At 71.2% G+C, this 16,503-nt stretch carries 17 protein-coding genes and 2 tRNA genes; 9 read left to right on the top strand and 10 right to left on the bottom strand.

Annotated elements, in window-relative coordinates; translation table 11 throughout:
• From ACFYPA_RS10160 to ACFYPA_RS10150, 3 genes are all read left to right on the top strand, one after another.
• Nucleotides 1-74: transfer RNA gene (locus tag ACFYPA_RS10160), tRNA-Met, on the top strand.
• 213 nt (nt 75-287) lie between these two features.
• Nucleotides 288-2,345 (top strand): sel1 repeat family protein, encoded by a 2,058-nt coding sequence (locus ACFYPA_RS10155; RefSeq protein ID WP_389130959.1) that lies wholly within the window; start codon nt 288-290, stop codon nt 2,343-2,345.
• Nucleotides 2,346-2,443: 98 nt separating this feature from the next.
• Nucleotides 2,444-2,517: transfer RNA gene (locus ACFYPA_RS10150), tRNA-Met, on the top strand.
• Between the two features lie 69 nt (nt 2,518-2,586).
• On the opposite strand, the gene ACFYPA_RS10145 is transcribed toward ACFYPA_RS10150, so the two are convergent.
• The 4 genes from ACFYPA_RS10145 to ACFYPA_RS10130 form a co-directional block, all read right to left on the bottom strand.
• Complete coding sequence (locus tag ACFYPA_RS10145) at nt 2,587-3,729, bottom strand: ABC transporter substrate-binding protein (RefSeq protein ID WP_389130957.1); 1,143 nt, start codon at nt 3,727-3,729, stop codon at nt 2,587-2,589.
• 32 nt (nt 3,730-3,761) lie between these two features.
• Nucleotides 3,762-4,631 carry an ABC transporter permease gene (locus ACFYPA_RS10140; protein WP_389130955.1) on the bottom strand — a complete coding sequence of 290 codons (870 nt, stop codon included), beginning with the start codon at nt 4,629-4,631 and terminating at the stop codon, nt 3,762-3,764.
• Entirely contained in the window at nt 4,628-5,446 is an 819-nt protein-coding gene (locus ACFYPA_RS10135) for an ABC transporter ATP-binding protein (RefSeq protein WP_389130952.1), read from the bottom strand. Before ACFYPA_RS10135 ends, ACFYPA_RS10140 begins: the two co-directional genes overlap by 4 nt.
• 199 nt (nt 5,447-5,645) lie before the next feature.
• The gene (locus ACFYPA_RS10130; RefSeq protein ID WP_359076933.1) at nt 5,646-6,065 is read right to left on the bottom strand and encodes a Fur family transcriptional regulator; all 420 of its coding nucleotides are present in this window, start codon (nt 6,063-6,065) and stop codon (nt 5,646-5,648) included.
• A gap of 175 nt (nt 6,066-6,240) precedes the next feature.
• Here ACFYPA_RS10130 and ACFYPA_RS10125 point away from each other — a divergent pair, with 175 nt between their 5' ends.
• Nucleotides 6,241-7,692: a catalase gene (locus ACFYPA_RS10125; protein ID WP_359076935.1), complete on the top strand. Its 1,452-nt coding sequence runs from the start codon at nt 6,241-6,243 to the stop codon at nt 7,690-7,692.
• A 63-nt stretch (nt 7,693-7,755) separates the two neighbouring features.
• Here the strand turns inward: ACFYPA_RS10125 and ACFYPA_RS10120 are convergent, their stop codons facing one another.
• Together ACFYPA_RS10120 and hisN are read right to left on the bottom strand one after the other, a co-directional pair.
• Nucleotides 7,756-8,157: a CBS domain-containing protein gene (locus ACFYPA_RS10120; RefSeq protein ID WP_359076937.1), complete on the bottom strand. Its 402-nt coding sequence runs from the start codon at nt 8,155-8,157 to the stop codon at nt 7,756-7,758.
• A 195-nt stretch (nt 8,158-8,352) separates the two neighbouring features.
• The gene (gene hisN / locus ACFYPA_RS10115) at nt 8,353-9,153 is read right to left on the bottom strand and encodes a histidinol-phosphatase (protein ID WP_359076939.1); all 801 of its coding nucleotides are present in this window, start codon (nt 9,151-9,153) and stop codon (nt 8,353-8,355) included.
• A gap of 120 nt (nt 9,154-9,273) precedes the next feature.
• Between hisN and ACFYPA_RS10110 the strand changes: the two genes are divergently transcribed.
• Nucleotides 9,274-9,897, top strand: a complete 624-nt coding sequence (locus tag ACFYPA_RS10110) for a TetR/AcrR family transcriptional regulator (protein WP_359348874.1) — start codon at nt 9,274-9,276, stop codon at nt 9,895-9,897.
• Between the two features lie 77 nt (nt 9,898-9,974).
• On the opposite strand, the gene ACFYPA_RS10105 is transcribed toward ACFYPA_RS10110, so the two are convergent.
• The 4 genes from ACFYPA_RS10105 to ACFYPA_RS10090 all read right to left on the bottom strand — a co-directional run bounded on the left by ACFYPA_RS10105 (nt 9,975) and on the right by ACFYPA_RS10090 (nt 13,600).
• Entirely contained in the window at nt 9,975-10,298 is a 324-nt protein-coding gene (locus ACFYPA_RS10105) for a multidrug efflux SMR transporter (RefSeq protein ID WP_359077779.1), read from the bottom strand.
• A 125-nt stretch (nt 10,299-10,423) separates the two neighbouring features.
• Complete coding sequence (gene rsgA / locus ACFYPA_RS10100; protein WP_359076941.1) at nt 10,424-11,440, bottom strand: ribosome small subunit-dependent GTPase A; 1,017 nt, start codon at nt 11,438-11,440, stop codon at nt 10,424-10,426.
• Between the two features lie 3 nt (nt 11,441-11,443).
• A complete protein-coding gene (gene aroA, locus ACFYPA_RS10095) occupies nt 11,444-12,784 on the bottom strand; it encodes a 3-phosphoshikimate 1-carboxyvinyltransferase (RefSeq protein WP_389130947.1) in 1,341 nt (446 codons plus the stop codon).
• Nucleotides 12,785-12,886: 102 nt separating this feature from the next.
• Nucleotides 12,887-13,600, bottom strand: a complete 714-nt coding sequence (locus ACFYPA_RS10090; RefSeq protein ID WP_359076944.1) for a M50 family metallopeptidase — start codon at nt 13,598-13,600, stop codon at nt 12,887-12,889.
• 65 nt (nt 13,601-13,665) lie between these two features.
• On the opposite strand from ACFYPA_RS10090, the gene ACFYPA_RS10085 reads away from it, so the two are divergent.
• The 4 genes from ACFYPA_RS10085 (at nt 13,666) to rsrA (ending at nt 16,455) form a co-directional block, all read left to right on the top strand.
• Entirely contained in the window at nt 13,666-14,481 is an 816-nt protein-coding gene (locus tag ACFYPA_RS10085) for an SOS response-associated peptidase (protein ID WP_359076946.1), read from the top strand.
• 65 nt (nt 14,482-14,546) lie between these two features.
• On the top strand, nt 14,547-15,197 hold the full coding sequence (locus tag ACFYPA_RS10080) for an alpha/beta family hydrolase (RefSeq protein ID WP_359076948.1): 651 nt from the start codon (nt 14,547-14,549) through the stop codon (nt 15,195-15,197).
• A gap of 284 nt (nt 15,198-15,481) precedes the next feature.
• The gene (locus ACFYPA_RS10075; RefSeq protein WP_018105559.1) at nt 15,482-16,138 is read left to right on the top strand and encodes a sigma-70 family RNA polymerase sigma factor; all 657 of its coding nucleotides are present in this window, start codon (nt 15,482-15,484) and stop codon (nt 16,136-16,138) included.
• Nucleotides 16,135-16,455, top strand: coding sequence for a mycothiol system anti-sigma-R factor (gene rsrA, locus ACFYPA_RS10070; RefSeq protein WP_359076951.1), 321 nt, complete (start codon nt 16,135-16,137; stop codon nt 16,453-16,455). The genes ACFYPA_RS10075 and rsrA overlap by 4 nt, the downstream gene beginning before the upstream one ends.
• Nucleotides 16,456-16,503: the final 48 nt, after the last annotated feature.

Below are 16,503 nucleotides of genomic sequence, written 5' to 3'. Positions count from 1 at the left end.
CGCGGGGTGGAGCAGCTCGGTAGCTCGCTGGGCTCATAACCCAGAGGTCGCAGGTTCAAATCCTGTCCCCGCTACTGAAAGACGAAGGCCCGGATCCTCCAGGGGATCCGGGCCTTCGTCATGCCGTGGTGTCTTTCGTGTGCAGTCTGCGTGAAGTGCGGTTCGCGGGGCACGAGTTGAGCACGGGCGTGTTTGACTTATCTCCCTGTGGGCATGTCGACAAAGCGCTGTAGTGACCCCGCTGGCCGCGCAATTCCAGGTGTGCGCGGGTTGGGGGTGGTGCGACGATGGTATTTATGGGGGACAGGGCAACTCTGTTGGAGACAGGGCGGTTTGTGCAGCAGCGCGTCCATCCGGCGGAAAAAGTGGCGGATGTGGCATTTGCTGCTGCCGCCGCGCAGTACAACGACCACATCGAGACCGCCGAGACTGCGGAGTGTGCCGCGACCGTCGAGAGTGCAGAAACAGTGGAGACCGCCGACGGCGTGGAGAACGCCGAGAGCGCGGAGACAGCGGCGAGCGCGGACAACGCCGAGAGTGAGGCGCGCCACCGCCGTGCCGCCGACGCCGGTGACACCGTCTCGATGAGCGTTCTCGGCGCGCTGCTGCTGCGCCGGGGCGACCTGAGCGGTGCCGAGCGCTATCTGCGCGCGGCCACCGCCGACGGCGACCGCGCGGCCGCCAACAACCTGGGCGTCCTCCTGCACCAGCGGGGCTACCCGGACGAGGCGGCCGACTGGTGGCGCACCGCCGCCGTCGCCGGCTCCGCCGCGGCCGCGCACGCCCTCGGGCGCCACTACCGCGAACGCGGTGACGAGCCCGGGGCGGAGTACTGGCTGCGCCAGTCCGCCGAGCAGGGCCACGCGCTGGGGGCGTACGCCCTGGCCGACCTGCTGGAACACCGCAGTGACGTGGGCGCCGAACGCTGGCTGCGCGCCGCGGCCGAGCAGGGGCACCGTGAGGCGGCGTACCGGCTGGCTCGCCTGCTGGAGCGCCACGCGACGGACGACGCGCACGACGCGTTCGGCCGCCCCGGCCTGGGCCCCGGTACCGGTCCCGAGTCCGAGGCGGGGACCGGAGCGCGCGCGGCCGCCGCACGCAACGACGACAGCCCGGTCGCGGGCCCTGCCGCGGGACGCGTGAGCGAGGCCGAGCAGTGGTACCGGCAGTCCGCCGCCCGCGGGCACCGGCGTGCCGCACTGCACCTCGGCGCCATCCTCGAACAGCGCGGCGAGCTCAAGGAAGCCAGCCGTTGGTACCTCATCTCGGCCAAGGCCGGTGAGGCGCGGGCCGCGTGCGCGCTCGGCTTCCTGCTGCGCGACGCGGGCGACCAGGAGAGCGCCGCCGTGTGGTGGCTGCGGGCCGCCCAGGACGGTGACGGCAACGCTGCCAACGCGCTCGGGGCGCTGCACGCGGCCCGGGGCGAGCAGCAGACCGCCGAGCGTTGGTACCGCGCGGCGATGGACGCGGGCGACGTCAACGGGGCGTACAACCTCGGGCTGCTGTGCGCCGCCCAGGACCGCACGCCGCAAGCCGAGCAGTGGTACCGGCGTGCTGCCTACGCGGGCCACCGCGAGGCAGCCAACGCGCTGGCCGTACTCCTGCTCCAGGCGGGCGACGCGACCGGCGCGGAGCCGTGGTTCTCCAAGGCGGCCGAGGCGGGCAGTGTCGACGCCGCGTTCAACCTCGGCATCCTGCACGCCGGGCGGGACGAGGACCGTGCGGCCCTGCTCTGGTACGAGCGTGCCGCGGCGGCCGGGCACACCGAGGCCGCGCTCCAGGTCGGGATGGCGCTGCTGCACCACGGCCAGGAGCGCGAGGCCGAACGGCATCTGCGCTGCGCGGCCGGCGGCGGCAGCGCGGAGGCCGCCTTCCGGCTGGCGGGGCTGCTCGACGCCCGGCAGCCGCCGCCGGGACCTCCCGCGCTCGGCGAGGCCATGCCGGACAAGACCGAGTGCGAGGAGTGGTATGAGCGCGCCGCCGAGCAGGGCCACCGCCGCGCCCAGGTGCGCGTCGGCATGCTCGCGGCGGCCCGGGGCTATGTGGAGAGTGCCGGCCGCTGGTACCGGGCCGCGGCCGAGGCGGGCAGCCGTAACGGGGCCTTCAACCTCGGGCTGCTGCTCGCCCGCGAGGGCAGTGAGCGTGAGGCCGCGCTGTGGTGGAGCCGCGCCGCCGGTGACGGACACGGGCGGGCCGCGCTGCGCCTCGCTCTGCTGGCCGCGCGCCGCGGTGAGCTCACCGAGGGGCAGCGGTGGTGCGCTCGGGCCGTCGAGCTGGGGCCCGCGGAGGTCGCGGAGCGCGCGGGGCGGCTGCTCGAGGCCCTGCACCAGGAACTCACCGCGTGACGGAGCCCTCCCCGGTCCCGGCGGGGAACGTCCCGCCGGGGCCGCGAAAAGGGATTTGCGCTGGTCCAGGGCGTGCCGTACTGTGGAGATCACAACGACGCGGGGTGGAGCAGCTCGGTAGCTCGCTGGGCTCATAACCCAGAGGTCGCAGGTTCAAATCCTGTCCCCGCTACTGAAGACAGAGGGCCGGATCCTTTCGAGGATCCGGCCCTCTGTGCATGCCTCGCACCGACGTACCGGCTCAGGGCTTGTGGCCCACAGCCTCCCCGTACATCGCACGGTCCACGGCCTTGTCCTCCGGCACCGGCGAGCCCGTCGAGACGCCCGAGTCGGCATACGCCTTCTGCAGCCGGTCCGTGGTCCCCTTCCGGATCTCCCAGTCCATGCGCATCGACGGTGTGGAGCGCAGAGTGGCCTCGTCGGTCTTCATCAGCCCGGCCAGTTCGGCGACGAAGGCGGGGTCCGCTTTGTAGTCGTCGGCGAAGTACGTGTTCACCGTCCGGATGTAGGCCCGGAGGAAGGCGACGCCCGCGTCCGGGTCCTTGTTCAGCAGCGTCGGGCCGAAGAGGAGCCCGCCCAGCGGCTCGCCGACGGGCTGGCCGCCCAGGAAGGCGTACTTCTCGTCGCCGTCCACCTTCCGCCAGATCGGGTCGAGCAGCCAGGCGGAGTCCACGCCGCCGTTCTGCAGTGCGGTGAGCACGTCCGCGGAGCCGAGCTGCTGAAAACTGATCTTGTCGAGCCCGCCCCCGTGCTTCTTCAGCGACGTGTCCATCGGGTACGCGATCACCGAGCCCTTGCCGATCATCGTGCCGAGCTTTCGCCCCGCCATGTCGACGTGCTCGGCGCTCTCGCCGTCCTTGAGACGTACCCAGAGCCCGCTCTTCGAGGTCGGGTCGGGGGAGAAGTTGCCCGCCACCCACTTGATGGCGAAGCCGGCGTTGATGCCGTTCATCACCGCGGCCTCGGGCGCCGCCCACTGCGCGTCGACGTCCCCCTTGGCGAGCAGGGGCAGGGCGTCCGGGGTGGGCAGCACCTTCAGGGAGACGTCGAGCCCCTCCTTCGCGAACTCGCCCTTGGCGACCGCGACCTGGAGGGGAGCGACGTACTCCGCGCTCAACGTGCCGGTGGCAACGGTGATCTTCCGCTTCTTCGCGAGCGGCCGGGGTGCCGGTGCGCCCTTGTCGCAGCGGGCGGGCTCGCGGTCCGGCGCGAGGTCCGAGGGGTCGGTCCAGCCGCCGGCTCCGCAGCCGGCGACCGGTTCGACGGTGCGCGGCGCGGCGTCGGCGGCGCTGTCCGAGGAGTCGTTCCCGGCGCAGCCTGCCGCGCCGAGCAGGGACGCGACGACGAGCGCGACGGTGCTGGTGAAGGGGGTACGTGTACGCACAGGGCCTCCGTACGGGGAGCGGGTGAAGTCGTTCACGACTGACTGCGGCCGCGGTCGCGCGGGGCCCACGGGGTGAGCAGCCGGCCCGCGATCCGCACGACTTCGGAGAAGACCACGCCGAGCACCGCCACACAGACGATGCCGACGAACATCACGTCGTTCTGGAACAGGGCGCGGGAGTCGAAGATCAGGTGCCCCAGCCCGTCGGCCGCCGCGATCTGCTCCGAGGCGACGATGACCAGCACCGCCACTCCCGCCGCGATCCGCGCACCCACCAGGACGGCGGGGAGCGAGGCGGGCAGCAGGATGTGCCGGAACATCTGCCAGGGGGAGGCGCCGAACACCTGCCCGGCGTCCCGGTGACCCGTCGGAACGGCGAGTACGGCCGCCATCGTCGAGATCCAGACGAAGAAGAAGACGGTGGCGGCGACCAGTGCGATCTGCGGCCCCTCGCCGAGGCCGAACATATTGAGGAAGACCGGCAGCAGAGCCAGTTTCGGTACGACGTAGAGGGCGTCGAGCAATGGTTCCAGTGCGGCCCGCACGAGTGCGAGCGAACCCATCAGCAGGCCGAGGGCGTAGCCCGCGACGGTGCCGATCGCATAGCCGCCGAGCACCCGCTTGAGCGTGGCCCACACGTCCGGCCACAGCTCGCCGTCGGCCGCGCGGTCCCAGCCGTCCGCGAGGATGGTGGAGGGCGCGGGATAGACGCGCTCGTCGATCCAGGACCGGGCGGCGGCCAGCTGCCAGAGCAGGACCAGAAGCAGCGGTACGGCGACGGCGAGCGCGATCTCCAGGGTGCGGCGCCTGCGGTGGGTGCGCACGGGATGGAGTTCCCGCGGTCCCGGCCTGCGGACCAGGACCTGCTCCTCGACGGTCGTGGACTTCGCGGCTGTGCTCATACCGGCGCCGCCTCTCCGCCGACCTCGCCGCGCAGCAGTTCCCACAACTCGCTCTTGAGCGCGTTGAACTCGGGTGTCGCGCGGATGCCGCCGGTGCGTGGCCGGGCGAACGGCGGGCGATGCTCGGCGATGATCCGGCCCGGTCGGGCGGACATCACGAGGACCCGGTCCCCGAGCACGATCGCCTCTTCCAGACTGTGGGTGATGAACAGGGTGGTGGTGCGGGTGGTCTGGGTGAGGTCGAGCAGTTCGTCCTGCAGGATCGTGCGGAGCTGTGCGTCGAGCGCCGCGAAGGGCTCGTCCATCAGCAGGATCTCGGGCTCCACGGCGAGTGCCCGGGCGATGGCCACCCGTTGGCGCATCCCGCCGGAGAGCTCGGCGGGGTAGGCGCCGGAGAAGTCGGCGAGCCCCAGCCGCGCCAGCCAGTCGCGTGCCCTGGCATCCGCCTCCCGGCGTGGTACGCGCTGGATGTCGAGGCCGAAGCGGACGTTGGCCAGGACGGTCTTCCAGTCGTGGATCCCGTAGTCCTGGAAGATCATCGCGGCCGGGCGGGGCGATGTCGTACGGATGGACAGTTCGCCGGCGCTGGGGCGCAGGAGCCCGGCCGCGATCCTCAGCAGGGTGGACTTGCCGCAGCCGGACGGTCCGACGATGCAGGTGAACTCACCCGGCGCGATGTCGAGGCTGACGGGGCCGAGGGCGGCCAGGGCCCGGGTGCCGCGTCCGAAGGAGCGGGACAGGGCGCGGGCACGGAGTTTGGGGGCGGTGACCGGCGGCGCGGTTGCCAGGGGTGGGTTCGGGTGCGGGTCTCCCACGGGTCTCTCCTCGTGCACATCGAGGTGCACAGCCGTCGCGGGGGCGGCTGTGATCGCCGATGACGATATGACGGCCCGTCAGATTCGGGAAGGGGGTGCGCAGCGAGAGGGGAGGGCGGGCGAGGCGGGGGACGGTCCCGGCGCATGCCGACAGCACCCCCGCCGGAGCATCGGGCGGGGGTGCTGGGGGTCGTCGAAGTCAGGCGGTTGCGGCGCAGTTGGGGCAGATGCCGCGGTACGTCATCTCGACGCCGGAGATCACGAAGCCGAAGCGCTCACCGGCCGGAAGGTCCGCGAGCGCGTCGCCCGCCGGGTGTACGTCGCGGATGGCGCCGCACTTCGCGCAGACCAGATGGTGGTGCGGGCGGTGCGCGTTCGGGTCGTAACGCTTGGCCCGGCGGTCGGTGGAGACCTCGATGACCTCCCCGAGGGTCACCATCTCGCCCAGCGTGTTGTAGACGGTGGCGCGGGAGATCTCGGGCAGCTTGGCGACGGCCCGTGCGTGGACCTCGTCGGCCGTCAGGTGTACGTGCTCCCCGTCGAGGACCTCGGCCACGACGCGCCGCTGTGCGGTCATGCGCCAGCCACGTCCACGGAGTCGTTCCAGCAGGTCGCTCATGACGCAAGCCTAACAGTGGTGCAGGCCAGTTCTGAACATGTGTGGCTTTGGATGCTGCCTTGACTTGGACTAAGTCCATTGTAGGATCGGCTACGACGAAGGCCAGGGACAGGCTGTGCTCGCCATGACGGCTCAACGGCGTGGCGGATATGCAGGAACGACGCAGGAGGCGCACGTGACACAGGGACCGCTCACTACGGAGGCCGGCGCACCGGTTGCCGACAACCAGAACAGCCAGACCGCGGGCCTCGGCGGTCCGGTCCTGGTGCAGGACCAGTCGCTGCTGGAGAAGCTCGCGCACTTCAACCGTGAGCGCATTCCGGAGCGCATCGTGCACGCCCGCGGCGCCGGCGCGTACGGCACGTTCACGCTGACCCGTGACGTCTCGCAGTGGACACGGGCGAAGTTCCTCTCCCAGGTCGGCAAGCAGACCGAGACCTTCCTGCGCTTCTCCACGGTCGCGGGCAACCTCGGCTCCGCCGACGCGGTGCGTGACCCCCGCGGCTTCGCGCTGAAGTTCTACACCGAGGACGGCAACTACGACCTCGTCGGCAACAACACCCCGGTGTTCTTCATCAAGGACGCCATCAAGTTCCCCGACTTCATCCACACCCAGAAGCGCGACCCGTACACCGGCTCGCAGGAGGCGGACAACGTCTGGGACTTCTGGGGCCTGTCGCCCGAATCCACCCACCAGGTGACCTGGCTCTTCGGCGACCGGGGGATACCGGCCACGCTGCGTCACATGGACGGCTTCGGCTCGCACACGTACCAGTGGAACAACGAGGCCGGCGAGGTCTTCTGGGTCAAGTACCACTTCAAGACCGACCAGGGGATCAAGAACCTCACCCAGGACGAGGCGAACAAGCTCGCCGGTGAGGACCCGGACAGCCACCAGCGCGATCTGCGCGAGTCCATCGAGCGCGGCGACTTCCCGACCTGGACCGTGCACGTCCAGATCATGCCGGCGGCCGAGGCGGCGACGTACCGGTTCAACCCGTTCGACCTCACCAAGGTGTGGCCGCACGCGGACTACCCGACGATCGAGATCGGCAAGCTGGAGCTCAACCGGAATCCGGAGAACATCTTCGCCGAGACCGAGCAGTCGATCTTCAGCCCCGCCCACTTCGTGCCCGGCATCGGCCCGTCTCCGGACAAGATGCTCCAGGGCCGTCTCTTCGCGTACGGCGACGCGCACCGCTACCGCGTCGGCATCAACGCCGACCACCTGCCGGTCAACCGCCCGCACGCCACCGAGGCGCGCACCAACAGCCGCGACGGGTACCTGTACGACGGCCGCCACAAGGGTGCGAAGAACTACGAGCCGAACAGCTTCGGCGGCCCCGTCCAGACCGACCGCCCCCTGTGGGAGGCCACCCAGGTCACGGGCGGCACCGGTACGCACGAGGCGCCGGTCCACGCCGAGGACAACGACTTCGTCCAGGCCGGGAACCTCTACCGGCTCTACACCGAGGACGAGAAGAGCCGACTGATCGACAACCTCGCGGGCTTCATCGCGAAGGTCTCGCGCGAGGACATCGTCGAGCGAGCGATCAACAACTTCCGCCAGGCCGACGGGGACTTCGGCAAGCGCCTGGACGCCGCCGTCCAGGCCCGGCGCGCGTAGCTCTCCTGGTCCGGAGACCGGCCGGTTCCCGTCCGCGGGGGCCGGCCGGCCGTGCGTCCGGCCTCAGCCGACCAGCTCTACCGGATGGCGCCTGGCCGGTGTCCAGCACCGGATGATGTCGCGCACCGAGACGATGCCGACCGGCCCGGCGCCGTCCAGCACGATCAGGTGCCGGAAGCCCCCGTGCGTCATGGCCTCGGCGGCCTCCTCCAGGGTCCAGGTGGACGCGGCGAAGACGACGTCGGTCGTCGTGTGGGTGGAGGCGGTCTCCATATCGGGGTCCAGCCCCGATCCGACCGCGTTGAGGATGTCGCGCTCGGTGATGATGCCGAGCCCGCAGGTGTCCGGGTCGTGGACGACGGCTGCTCCGATCCGGCGCGCCGACATCAGCCGGGCGGCCTGGCGGAGGGTGTGGGCCGGGCCGATGGTCAGGACCACCGTGCTCATGGCGTCTCGGACGAGCATGAAGGGAGCCACCTCCTCGGTGAAGCGACTCCGTGAGCCGATTCACAAGTTCACAAGTGGGGGGACTCTCAGAGTCGCACCGATGGGGGGCGGCAACAAGGGGGAGTGAAGATCGTTCGAGGGGCGTGCGGTGGTGCGGCACGCCCCTCGTCGTTCCGTATGCCTGTCAGAGCCGTGCGGCCCGGCTCATCGAGGTCAGTAGCGCTGGTTCAGATAGCCCAGCAGTTCGTGGTGGAGCGTTCCGTTCGAGGCCGCCCCGTTCCCGCCGCCCGGTCCGTCGACCCCGTCCAGGCTGGTGAACCGGCCGCCCGCCTCCTGGACGATGATGGCGTTCGCGGCCATGTCCCAGAGCGAGAGTTCCGGCTCGGCGCAGATGTCGACCGACCCCTCGGCGACCATCATGTACGGCCAGAAGTCCCCGTACCCACGCGTGCGCCAGCAGGCCCGGGTCAGGTCCATGAAGCCGTCCAGCCGGCCCTGCTCCTCCCAGCCGGTCAGCGAGGAGTACGCGAACGAGGCGTCCGCGATGCGCTCCACCTTCGAGACGCTCAGCCGGGTCGCGGAGGTCAGGCTGCGGCCGGAGAACGCGCCCGCGCCCTTCGCCGCCCACCAGCGCCGCTGCAGCGCCGGCGCGGACACCACACCGACCACCGGCTGGAAGCCGTCCTCGCCGGCCTCCATCAGCGAGATCAGCGTCGCCCAGACCGGCACGCCGCGCACATAGTTCTTGGTGCCGTCGATCGGGTCGATCACCCAGCGGCGCGGCCCCGTCCCCTCGATCCCGTACTCCTCGCCCAGGATCGCGTCACGCGGCCGTGCCCGATGGAGGTGGCCGCGGATCAGCTCCTCGGCGGCCTTGTCGGCCTCGGTCACCGGCGTCATGTCCGGCTTGGTCTCGACCTTGAGGTCCAGAGCCTTGAACCGGTCCATCGTCGTCGCGTCGGCGGCGTCCGCCAGCACGTGGGCGAGGCGCAGATCATCGTGGTAATCGGGCATGCCGTCACAGTATCCACCGCGGGTGAACGGAGCCACAGGGCCCCGGAGGCTGCGGGAAGCCTTGACAGTGCGGGGGAGCGCCTCAACTCTGGGACCGCAGAGTCCTAGGTGCGGGAGGCGATGATGCCGACAGCGCGGGAAGCACTGCTGGACGCCGCCCACGCGGCGCTGGCCGCCCGGCCCTGGGCTGCCGTGCGGATGGTCGACGTGGCCGCGGCCGCGGGTGTCTCCCGCCAGACGCTGTACAACGAGTTCGGCGGCAAGGACGGCCTCGCCCGGGCCCTGGTCCGGCGCGCCGCCGACGGTTACCTGGCCGGTGTGGAGCGGGCGCTGGGTTCCGCCGGCGGTACGGGCGACAGGCTGGCCGCCACCGCCGCCTGGACGGTCCGCGCCACCCGGGCGAGCGCCCTGGTCAGAGGGCTGCTCACGGGGTGCTGGCGGGAGGGGTCGCCCTGCCCCCGCGCCTGCGTGCGACGCTCCGCCTCCGCCGTGCCGGCCCAACGCCGGGCCGATGCCGGACCGCCGTCCCCCACCGAACTCCTCGGCGAGGTCAGGGACCGCGCGGTGGCCGCACTGGACGAGGGGCGCCCCCCGCACGACCCGGCGGCCCTGGCCCTGGCGTGCGAACTCGCCCTGCGGCTCGCCCTGTCCTACGCGCTGGTGCCGCCGCCCGCGGGCGTGGCGGGGGACGGGGCCCAACTGGTGCGGGACATCATGGACCGGCTGCCGGACGGGGCCGCCTGAACGCGGCCGGAGAGACGCCGGGGCCGGGAGGACACCGGGCGACGCCGGCCGTCAGCGTGAGACGAAGGCACCGGCCGTCATTGGGAGGAGCCGGACAGCTGAAGACCGATCACGCCGAGGATCACCAGCGAGATCGAGATCAGCTTGAGCGTGGAGACCACGTCGTCGAGGAAGACCATGCCGTAGATCGCGGTGCCCGCCGCGCCGATGCCGGTCCACACCGCGTAGGCGGGACCGACGTCGAGCTTCTTCAGCGACAGGGTCAGCAGACCGAAACTGCCGAGGGCGAAGATGCAGAAGGCGATGGTCGGCCAGAGGCGGGTGAAGCCGTGCGAGAGCTTGAGGCAGACCGCGAAGCCGGTCTCCAGAAGTCCCGCGACCACGACCAGCAGCCACGCCATCGTCAGTGCCCCTCCCGCATCGGTGACCGCCTTGTACCGCTGAGCGTGATTATGCACTTACCGGTGATGAGTGATCGCAAACGTGCCCGGCCGGTCGTTCTCGCGTCGCCGCCGGAGGACAGCGGTCAGTCGCCCTCGCGCCGCTCCCGGGTGGACAGCAGCCGGCGCAGCGAGTCCAGCCGTGCCGGATCGGCGTGGCCGGCCGCCACCCAGGCGTCCAGCGCGCATTCCGGTTGCAGGCTGTCGTGGGTGCAGCCGCGCGGACACTCCTCGGTGCCGGGCTGGAGGTCGGGGAAGGCGTTGATGACCCGGGACGGGTCGATGTGGTGCAGGCCGAAGGAACGTACGCCGGGGGTGTCGATCACCCAGCCCCGGTAGTCCGGCAGGGGGAGCGCCAGCGCCGACGTCGTGGTGTGCCGCCCGCGCCCCGTGACCGCGTTGACGATCCCGGTGGTGCGCCGCCTGTCCTTGGGGACGAGGGCGTTGACCAGCGTCGTCTTCCCGACACCGGAGTGCCCGACGAAGGCGGTGACCCGGTCGTTGAGCTGCTCGCGGACCCGGTCGGCGGCATCTCCGCTCTCCAGTTCCTCGCGGCTGGTGACGATGAACGGGACCCCCAGTGGGGTGTACGCCTCCAGCAGCTTGTCCGGGGAGGCCAGATCGGACTTGGTCAGCACGAGGAGGGGGGAGAGCCCGCCGTCGTACGCGGCGACCAGACAGCGGTCGATCATGCGCGGGCGGGGTTCCGGATCGGCCAGCGCGGTGACGATCGCCAGCTGGTCGGCATTGGCCACCACCACCCGCTCGAACGGATCGTCGTCGTCCGCCGTCCGGCGCAGCACGGAGCGCCGCTCACCGATGCGGACGATCCGGGCGAGGGTGTCCTTCTCGCCGGACAGGTCGCCGACGATGGAGACGGTGTCGCCCACCACCGCGGCCTTGCGGCCCAGCTCCCGGGCCTTCATCGCGATGACCGTGCGGCCCTCGACGAGGCAGGTGAGGCGGCCGCGGTCCACGGTGAGGACCATGCCTTCCTCGGCGTCCTCGTGCTTGGGCCGGATATGGGTACGAGGCCGGTTGCCCTTGCGGTTGGGGCGGACCCGGATGTCGTCCTCGTCGGGGTTCTTGCCGTAGCGGCGCATGTCTCAGGCCCCGAGCATTCCGGTCCACATCTGCGGGAAGTCGGGCAGGGTCTTGGCGGTCGTCGCCACGTTCTCGATCTCCACTCCGGGGACGGCAAGGCCGATGATCGACCCCGCGGTGGCCATGCGGTGGTCGTCGTACGTATGGAAGGTACCGCCGTGCAGCGGCCTGGGCCGGATGTGGAGGCCGTCGGCGGTCTCCGTGACGTCGCCGCCCAGCTCGTTGATCTCCTTGGTGAGCGCGGCCAGCCGGTCCGTCTCGTGCAGCCGCAGGTGGGCGACGCCGCTCAGGGTGGAGGGGGAGTCGGCCAGGGCGGCGACGGCCGCGATGCCCGGGGTGAGCTCGCCGACCTCGCCGAGGTCGACGTCGATGCCGTGGATCCGGCCCGAGCCGGTGAAGGTGAGCCCGTGCTCGGTCAGCTCGCAGCTGCCGCCCATCGCGGTGAAGATCTCGCGCAGCGCGTCACCGGGCTGCGTGGTGTGCAGGGGCCAGTCCGGAATGGTGACCCGGCCGCCGGTGACCAGCGCCGCTGCCAGGAACGGCTGGGCGTTGGACAGGTCCGGTTCCACCGTCAGGTCCCGGCCCAGCAGCGCCGACGGGGAGACCCGCCAGACGTTCGGCTCGCCGCCCGTCTCCGGCTCGTCCACCTGGGCGCCGACGGCCCGCAGCATGTCGACCGTCATCCGGATGTGCGGCATGGAGGGGAGGCGGGCGCCGGTGTGACGTACCTCCACGCCCTGGTTGAAGCGGGGCGCCGACAGCAGCAGCGCCGAGACGAACTGGGACGACGAGGAGGCGTCGATCGCGACCGGGCCGCCGTCCAGCGCCCCGCCGCCGTGCACGGTCAACGGAAGACAGCCGCGGCCGTCGTCGTCGATCCGGGCGCCGAGCACCCGCAGGGCGTCGATCACACCGGTTAGCGGGCGCTCGTAGGAACGGGGGTCGCCGTCGAAGCGGACCGGCCCGTTCGCCAGCGTCGCCACCGGGGGCAGGAAGCGCATGACCGTACCGGCGTTGCCGACGTCGACCGTCACGGGGCCGTGCAGACCGGCCGGGATGACCCGCCAGGCCTCGCCCGAGGCGTCCGGGCCGCCGGTCGCCGCCGAGCTGGAGGACACCGTCTCCTCGATGCCGACGCCCATCGCGCGCAGCGCGTCGGCCATCAGCAGGGTGTCGCGGGAGCGCAGCGGGCGGCGCAGCCAGCCGGGCTCCGAGGAGAGCGCGGCCAGCACCAGCGCGCGGTTGGTGACCGACTTCGATCCGGGCACCGTGACGGTGGCGTCGACGGCTCCGCTCGCGTGAGGGGCGGGCCAGAGGGCGGGGTGCACGGAGCTTTCGGTCATGGGCTTCACTTTAGTGGCTCCCGGCCCGCCCCGATTCAGGCCAAACGGGACGAAACGGGGACGTAACGCTGGAGTGATGCGGGAAGCCCGCTCACACTCCGCTCACAGCCCCAGCAGCCAGCGCCCGCCGCCGATCAGCGAACACAGTGACACCGCGTGGAACAGGAACAGCCACAGCGCGGCCGGTACGTCCGTCAGCCGGGCCAACTGGTCCGCGTCCGAGTCCGGCGCCCCGCCGTGCCGCCGCTTGGACTGCAGCTCGAACACCGGACGCACGCCGCCCAGCAGCAGGAACCAGACCGCGCTGTAGGCGAACAACGACTGCCACGCGGGCGAGGCCAGCCACGACATCAGCAGGAAGAGCGACCCGGTGAAGATCACCGTCAGCGCCCCGTACACATTGCGGATCATCACCAGCATCACCGCGAGCAGCGCCGTCGCCACCCACAGCAGCAGCGTGATCCGGCCGTTCACCAGCAGCCAGGCACCACCCAGGCCCAGCAGCGACGGCGCGGTGTAGCCCGCCGCCGCGGTCAGGACCATGCCGATCCCCGTCGGCTTGCCCCGGCTCACCGTCAGCCCACTGGTGTCCGAGTGCAGCCGGATGCCCGAGAGCTGCCGTCCGGTGCACAGGGCGATCAGCCCGTGGCCGCCCTCGTGGGCGATGGTGATCGCGTTGCGTGACAGCCGCCATATGAAGTTCGGCACGACGGCGATGAGCGCGGCCGTGGCGGTCACCACCACCAGCCACTGTTCCGGAGCGGGCTGGGTGCCGAAGACGCGGTCCCACAGGTTGCCGAGATCGGTGCTGTCCATGCTGTGGGCGGCTCCTTGCGGTATTGGCGTCCGGTCGGGATGACGGTCGTGGCAGTCTGGCACTTATGTGCGGACGGTATGCAGCGAGTCGGCGGCCCGAGGATCTGACCGGACTCTTCCAGGTGGAGAAGTGGGAACCGGCCGAGACGCTGGAACCCGATTACAACGTGGCGCCGACCAAGGAGGTCTACGCCGTACTGGAGCGTCCTGTGAAGGACGCCGACGACCAGCGTCCGGTTCGCCAGCTGCGCGCACTGAAGTGGGGCCTCGTCCCCTCCTGGGCCAAGACGCCGGACGGCGGCGCCCGGATGATCAACGCCCGCGCCGAGACGGTCCACGAGAAGCCGTCCTTCCGCCGCCCCTTCGTCTCCCGGCGCTGCATCCTGCCGGCCGACGGCTATTACGAGTGGGTGACCGGCACCGAGGAGCGGCAGCTGGAGGAGAAGGGCCGCAAGAAGCGCCCCCGCAAGCAGCCGTACTTCGTGACGCCCGCCGACGGATCGGTCTTCGCCATGGCCGGGCTGTACGAGTTCTGGCGCGACCGGACCCTGCCGGACGACCACCCGCAGGCCTGGTGGGTGACCTGCTCGGTGATCACGACCGAGGCGGAGACGGACCCGCTCGCCGTCGCGCCCGCCGAGGGCCCGTCCGCGCTCGCCGACATCCACCCCCGGATGCCCCTGATGCTGACCCCGGACCGCTGGGACGACTGGCTGGACCCCTCCCACACCGACGTCGAGGAGCTGCGCGGGCTGCTCGCGCCGCCGCCCGGCGGGCTGATGCGGGCCTACCCGGTGGCCACCGCCGTCAGCAACGTGCGCAACAACGGCCCCGAGCTGCTCGACGAGCTGGCGGCCCCCGAGGTGAGCACCCTCTTCTGAGGGACGCGCCTCCGGAGGATGCGCCGGACCCCGGACGGCCTGCCACGGGTTGGTTGGATGGGGGAGTGAAAGCCACCGAGACAGATCCCCGCACCGAAACGGTCGAGACCGACGCCGGTACGGCCCGGATCACCTGGGCCCCCGCCGCACATCCGCGCCTCCTGCTCGCGCTCGGACACGGCGCGGGCGGCGGCATCGAGGCCCGCGACCTGCGGGCCCTGGCCGCCGCGCTGCCCGCGCACGGAGTGAGCGTCGCCCTGGTGGAGCAGCCCTGGCGGGTCGCCGGGAAGAAGCTCGCGCCCGCCCCCAGGACCCTGGACACCGGCTGGCGCGGCCTGTGGCCGGCACTGGCGGCCCCGGGGCTCCCGGTCGTCGCCGGCGGACGCAGCGCCGGGGCCAGGGTGGCCTGCCGCACAGCGGCCGCGCTCGGCGCCCGTGCGGTCCTCGCGCTCAGCTTCCCGCTGCACCCGCCGGGCCGCCCGGAGAAGTCCCGCGCGGACGAGCTCCTGGGCTCCGGCCTGCCCACGCTCGTCGTCCAGGGCGGCAACGACCCGTTCGGCAAGCCCGCCGAGTTCCCGCCGGGGGAACACCGGATCGCCGAGGTGCCGCACGGGGACCACGGCTTCGCCGTCCCCAAGCGGTCCGGGCTGACCGAGGATCAGGCGATGGAGATCCTCACCACGTCCGTGACCGGCTGGCTGGCCGGGATCGTCTGATCCGGAACTGGTCCCGCGCCCGGGAATGCGGGGCGGGGGGCCGATGTTGTTCGGGAAGTCGGTACACCAACGTCGTATGTGGAGAGGGAGTCCGTCGCATGGGTTCGACCATCTGCCCGCGTCGCTCGAACGCCGCTGACCTGGAGTGGACGGTGCTGCATGCGGCCAAGACCGCTCCCGAGCGGGCACTGAGCGGATCGGATCGACAGCCCGCGTCGGACCAAGGTCGACTATTCTCCGATTCGAGCGGGTCCGGTTTCGGCTCCGCCACAGCGTTGGAGGAGGTGGGTCCGGTCACTGGGACCGACACAGGGACCGACGACGGCCGCCCGCAGGAGACGACGGCCGAGCGCAACGCGCGCTTCGAGCGCGATGCCCTCGGTTTCCTCGACCAGATGTACTCGGCGGCGCTGCGCATGACGCGCAACCCCGCGGATGCCGAGGACCTGGTCCAGGAGACGTACGCCAAGGCGTACGGCTCCTTCCATCAGTTCCGTGAGGGCACCAACCTCAAGGCGTGGATGTACCGCATCCTCACCAACACCTTCATCAACTCGTACCGCAAGAAGCAGCGCGAACCCCAGCGCAGTGCGGCCGAGGAGATCGAGGACTGGCAGCTGGCCCGTGCCGAGTCGCACATGTCGACAGGTCTGCGCTCCGCCGAGTCCCAGGCCCTCGACCACCTGCCCGACTCCGATGTGAAGTCTGCGCTGCAGGCGATCCCCGAAGAGTTCCGCATCGCGGTCTATCTTGCCGATGTAGAGGGCTTTGCCTACAAGGAGATCGCGGACATCATGGGGACTCCCATCGGTACGGTGATGTCCCGGCTGCACCGGGGCCGCCGTCAGCTGCGCGGCATGCTGGAGGACTACGCCCGTGACCGCGGGCTCGTCCCGGCGGGCGCCGGTGAGTCGGACGATCGGAAAGGCTCGGGCTCATGAGCTGCGGAGAGCCGCACGAGACGGAGTGCGCTGAGGTCCTCGATCACCTCTACGAGTTCCTCGACCGGGAGATGCCCGACAGCGACTGCACCAAGTTCGAGGTGCACTTCGGCGAGTGCTCCCCCTGTCTGGAGAAGTACGGCCTGGAGCAGGCCGTGAAGAAGCTGGTCAAGCGCTGCTGCGGTCAGGACGACGTGCCGTCCGACCTGCGCTCCAAGGTGATGGGCCGGATCGATCTGATCCGGTCCGGGCAGGCAGTGCCGGAGCAGGACGTCACAGTCTCCGACACCGAACTGCCGGCCGCCGCCGGAGAGTGACGCATCACCCGAACGTGCTAATCGCAGTCGTCGGCCCTCAGCCGGGAC

The organism is Streptomyces sp. NPDC005775, from assembly GCF_042871565.1.
Taxonomy (GTDB): Bacteria; Actinomycetota; Actinomycetes; order Streptomycetales; family Streptomycetaceae; genus Streptomyces.
This window is presented reverse-complemented; position numbering and strand designations above follow the sequence as displayed.

What these genes read in the sequence shown, in the direction of transcription:
- ACFYPA_RS10130 (WP_359076933.1), bottom strand. Translation starts at nt 6,065, where the DNA reads ATGAGCGACCTGCTGGAACGACTCCGTGGACGTGGCTGGCGCATGACC.
- rsgA (WP_359076941.1), bottom strand. Translation starts at nt 11,440, where the DNA reads ATGCGCCGCTACGGCAAGAACCCCGACGAGGACGACATCCGGGTCCGC.
- ACFYPA_RS10105 (WP_359077779.1), bottom strand. Translation starts at nt 10,298, where the DNA reads ATGGCGTGGCTGCTGGTCGTGGTCGCGGGACTTCTGGAGACCGGCTTC.
- ACFYPA_RS10140 (WP_389130955.1), bottom strand. Translation starts at nt 4,631, where the DNA reads ATGAGCACAGCCGCGAAGTCCACGACCGTCGAGGAGCAGGTCCTGGTC.
- ACFYPA_RS10110 (WP_359348874.1), top strand. Translation starts at nt 9,274, where the DNA reads ATGATGCCGACAGCGCGGGAAGCACTGCTGGACGCCGCCCACGCGGCG.
- ACFYPA_RS10085 (WP_359076946.1), top strand. Translation starts at nt 13,666, where the DNA reads ATGTGCGGACGGTATGCAGCGAGTCGGCGGCCCGAGGATCTGACCGGA.
- ACFYPA_RS10155 (WP_389130959.1), top strand. Translation starts at nt 288, where the DNA reads ATGGTATTTATGGGGGACAGGGCAACTCTGTTGGAGACAGGGCGGTTT.
- hisN (WP_359076939.1), bottom strand. Translation starts at nt 9,153, where the DNA reads ATGCCCGATTACCACGATGATCTGCGCCTCGCCCACGTGCTGGCGGAC.
- ACFYPA_RS10090 (WP_359076944.1), bottom strand. Translation starts at nt 13,600, where the DNA reads ATGGACAGCACCGATCTCGGCAACCTGTGGGACCGCGTCTTCGGCACC.
- rsrA (WP_359076951.1), top strand. Translation starts at nt 16,135, where the DNA reads ATGAGCTGCGGAGAGCCGCACGAGACGGAGTGCGCTGAGGTCCTCGAT.
- ACFYPA_RS10120 (WP_359076937.1), bottom strand. Translation starts at nt 8,157, where the DNA reads ATGCTCGTCCGAGACGCCATGAGCACGGTGGTCCTGACCATCGGCCCG.
- aroA (WP_389130947.1), bottom strand. Translation starts at nt 12,784, where the DNA reads ATGACCGAAAGCTCCGTGCACCCCGCCCTCTGGCCCGCCCCTCACGCG.